Raw genomic sequence first — 4,757 nt, forward strand, 5'->3', positions numbered from 1 at the left:
TACTTTTTTGTTTATAGATCTTGATTCACCTGGCGTTCTAATAGTTGTTCGATAAACTTGTTCCGTTGAAACACATTCTTGATCAACAAGGTACTTTTCTTTAAGAAATATTGGTGAAACTTTTTCTAATATTTCACCATCGGAACGTAAACTATCGTATACTTTTTGATCTAAAGATATGTCTTCACCAAATATAGGTACCCCTAAAATAATCTCCTTAAATTTATCTTTTCCGGGAATGGAAACTTCTCGATAAAATCTACAAATAGATTCTTTCAGTTCAGATTCGGCTTTTTTTATCGCTTTTTTTATATCTTTTCTTTGTTCTTCAGATAGATTAAGATTTTTATCTTTTTCAATATAATCATAAGCTATTTTATTTTTTACAACATTTACAAAATTAGACCTTTCTGATTCAAGAGGATAAAGAAAAAATACTGTATTTCGATAAACCCGCGGAGTTTGTCCTTTATTTTTTAGAATAGAATCCATTAACTTTTGATCTTTATTCTTTAAGATAACAAGTTTAAGGTCTTCAGAATCTGATATATCTTCTGATTTTTCCTCCCAGATAAAAATCTTTAACTTATCGCCTTTCAAATTTTCTCTTAAAAGTTCAGACTCCATTGCAATAAGTTCTCTATCTTTAATATTTTCCTTATTAATATATATAACTCTATTTATATTAGGTTGATTATTAAAAAAATATTTATCCCCCTTAAAATGTATGTAAAATAGCCTCCCACTTTCTCCGGTCAATTTTTGAAAAGCGTCTGCAATTACTTCTGAAGGATTTTCAATGGTAGTAGCAGAACGTTTGATTTCACTTAAGGTTGCACCGTATTCATGTCCACCTGAAAAAGAATAAAGGAATATAGTAGTAGCTACCCGGGCCCCTAGATTTAATCCTCGATACGAACTGCCTAACAATTTATCTATTTTTTTTGAGTTCGCTTCTCTTCCGGTAATATCAACATCTACAATTCCATTATATTCTTCTCCAATATGTCTTATAAATTCTTGGCGAATCTCTTGGTTAGATAAATCAAAATCTGCTAAACTTATGTAAGATTTATTTGTTCCTATTAAGCAATGTACAATCAGAGAAAGCAATCTAAGTACACCGCGAGTTCTCTGAAATATCGGGAAACTTCCCCAGCGATGATAGAGAATATCTATTGCCTCAGGCATAAAAGGATATGAATCTAAAAATTTATCTCTATACTCACTTGGCTGCATACCTGTAGGAAGTATACCTTCCCTATCTGCATAATTTACAAATTCGGTAACAACTTTTTTTGCCATACTTTCATCAATATTGTTAAAAAGTCTTCTTTTAATAATTTTAGAAACTTCTTGGTCTTGAATGGGTGATTTTATAATTTCCCTCCGACCGGTTATATCACGCAGCTGGGTTACAATCTCTTCACCTCTGGGAGTTCTATTGTAAGGATTACTGGGAGTAGTAGTAAATGCCAAAGCTACATTATTCAATTCACTTACTACATTAGAAAGAGTACTCAAAAAAGTAAGAGTCAGTGTCGTAAGATCAGTTTGACCTACACTAACTGCATCGGTAATATTTAAATAAGGAATAAGTTCATCTATTAAAATTAATACAGGGGAATGTTTTTCTAAAAATTCCTTTAATTGTTCTCCTCCCGGAGGTACACATGAAGAGAATTCATTTATTGACCCTGTTAATTGCTTTTCCATAAGCCCCCAAATAGTATCAAAATCTTCAGGTTTATTCCCCGTTTTCATTTTTTCTCCTACAATCGTAACCGTATTTACTCCCCACTCTTTTGCTTTATGATACATAGCGATTAATGTGTGGGTCTTACCTCCACCAAAAGGGGTTTGAATTTGAATAACCGGGTCTCCACCTTTCCCGTGAATGCGTTTTTCTATAATAGCAAGTAAATTTTTAAGCCCTTCGGTAAGGTAAGTCTTTCTAAAAAATGTTTCTGAATTTTTATATTCATCAGGCCCTCTATTTTTCATAACCTCCCATAAATCAGCTGCAAATATATCCATTGTAAGTCTACCCTCTAAAATATCTTTATGGGGGACGGCGATAGTATGAAATGATTTCATTTAATCACATCCTTTCCTTCTTTTTACTTTTTAATCTTTACTTAAAAATAACATATATAAATAAACTATCTTACTTATTCTTATAGTTAAAAAGATTTATTTGACCATCTTCCGCTTTACCTTTTATTTCTTCTTGTAATCGCATTTTTCCTGATAAAAAACCATCTAAGAGTTTTTTCTCTTTACTCTCATTCGTTAATGTCTCAGAAATTGTTTGAGCAACCCTATAAAAGGCATCACTTTTCCCATAACCTGATTCGTTAAGCAAAGTTATCATTTCATTTCGCTTACCTTTTTCCCAAAGCAAAAGCACTGCATGAAGAACATCTATAAGTTCAGATGAGTTTTTAAATTCCTCGACTTTTCTATCTTGCGGTCCTAAAACCTTAATAAATTCCTTTTCTTTTTTGATAAAACTTGGCCGATTCCACTGTTTTTCCAGGTCAACATTTGCACTCCTAGAAAGTTTATTCGCTTCATCAAAATGTAATTTCGCTTCTCCATAACTCCAACGATAAAGGACATAAAAACGGGTTAAATTAGAAATATCTCCTGCAAAACCATCATGCAGAATTTGATGTACTGCATAATCTGTAGTAATTCTTCGTACATCTGAAAGCATTTGAGATGCTCTTATAACATTACCTTCATAATCTATAATCTTTTCGTATTTACCGAAGATTTCGATAGCAGAACCTATAGCTGCGATAAAGAAATCTGCCCCACTAATTCCTTCGGTCCAAAGACGTTCGAGTTTTTCATAAAGATAGGTTTTTAATTCTTCTTTAATATTATTATAAAATCCGGTTGATTCTCGTTTTGTTTTACGTGCTACAATATAAATAGATGACATAAGAGAAGCAGTTCCATGTGCTTTTACTTTTGTAATCATTTCAGTATTAATTGGCCAAGCACTAGTTACTACTAAACCCGAATCTAATAGAGAATTAATTAATGTCTCCCAACCGGAAGTAGATTTATGGGCATAAACAATTGTAACTATTCCATTTGGCTTTAAAACTCGATATATTTCTTGAAATGATTTCTTAAGCATAGTTTCAAAAAATTTCTTTGCTTTATGTTTCCCATCCTGTCTTATGGGATTTGCTACAACTTCTTGAGATTTAGGAACAAGAGGAGTTGCAAATAATTCAGGATATAAATCTCCAACTGTTCTTTTTAACCATACATAGAAAAAATCAGACAATTCGGCATAATTGATATTATCGTAATAGGGTGGGTCCGTAAATATTGCATCGAAATAGTTGTCGGGATAAGAAAGATAAGTTGCAGACGATTGGAATATGGTAACAGGAATCTTTAAAGATTGAGAGGCATGCTCAATCCACTTTTTATTCTTCTCACAAGCAGTCGGCCAGCCTGCACCTTGTTCTAAAAATGGATTAGATTCCGCGTAATCCCAGACCATTGGCAATGCTTGTCTTCCAAATGTATGAACAACACCCCTTCCACCGGTTGGATTTAATACGCAAAGTGATGATCCAAAATCGACTAGTCTATCCACCCCCAGCGCCAGATAACTCATCACCGCCTTTGCATATTCTTCTTCATACCCTTCTTTAGCCATCTTATGGTATGTAAAACGAACTTTCTCTACAAAAGTAATTAAAGACAATTTCTGACGAGAATTAAAAAGGTCGCCCCATTTTGTAAATCCATATCCTCTCCCAGCAACAGTATTTGGATCTTTTGTATTCATTGCTTCATCAGGTATTGGATCTATCCCCCATTCTGCTCTTAATTTTTCTCTTTTTTCCTTTAGGTATATCTTTGCTTCTTTATAAATTTCCATATCCCTATCTACAGCAATCCTATATGCTTTCCCTCTAACTTTACTTCCTAATTGACCATTTTTTTTATTTAAAACTATTGCAACCATCCTCTGCCCAGCTCTTCTCTCTCGGAAAAGCTTCCTCGTAGTTTTGGCATCGATCACGGCACCACAAACCGGACAGATAGCAATAGCCCTCGCAACTGTACCTTGAGCTGGATTGAATCCTTCGGGTATCGTTTCGTATCCATCACCTACTATTTTAAAATAAACTTTTTTACCTTCTATATAAGGAAATAGTGCAACTTTTTTATTTTTCTTTTTAGCCAACCAAAATTGTCTCATTAAGGGAATTTCAGTACCACAAGAAGGATTCTGGCAGGGAATAGTACGGGCCCATATATAACCAACGGGTATAGAACCATCAGGGTCTGGAGGGTAAAATCTGCCAATTTCTTTTTTCACTTCTTTAAGAGCCCAGCTACTCCATTTCTCTACATCGTAAAGCAAACGATTGGGTACGATTTTTGAATCAAAATCTAAAGTCTTTTGCTTTATAATTTCTGGGAAAAGAGTAGAAGGATTATTTTTTATTTTGAAAGGTTTAGCATATTTCTGAGGATATTCTAAAGTACATTTCTGAATTAGGACTGCAACCGGGTTGTAATCATTTGAATAAGTTTCGCAACCCAACCTTAAAGCTTCCAAAGGAATTGCTCCACCACCCCCAAAAGGGTCAAGTACTTTAGGCGGTTTTCCTTTATTTGCTTTTAGTATATCTTCTCTTGCTCGTTTAATCATAGATTGATCTAAGGAATTTTCCCATTTAGAAAAATCAATAATAAAATTTCTTTTTTTATTAAATTCT

The 4,757-nt window shown here is 33.6% G+C and carries 2 protein-coding genes; both read right to left on the bottom strand.

The genetic code is table 11. From position 1 onward, the window contains the following. On the bottom strand, window positions 1-2,097 hold a 2,097-nt coding region (locus tag U9Q18_06420), incomplete at its 3' end, for a DUF499 domain-containing protein (protein ID MEA3313991.1). 70 nt (window positions 2,098-2,167) lie between these two features. After that, the coding region (locus U9Q18_06425) for a DNA methylase (protein ID MEA3313992.1) at window positions 2,168-4,757 on the bottom strand (2,590 nt) is incomplete at its 5' end.

Source organism: Caldisericota bacterium (assembly GCA_034717215.1).
In the GTDB taxonomy this organism is placed as follows: domain Bacteria; phylum Caldisericota; class Caldisericia; order Caldisericales; family Caldisericaceae; genus UBA646.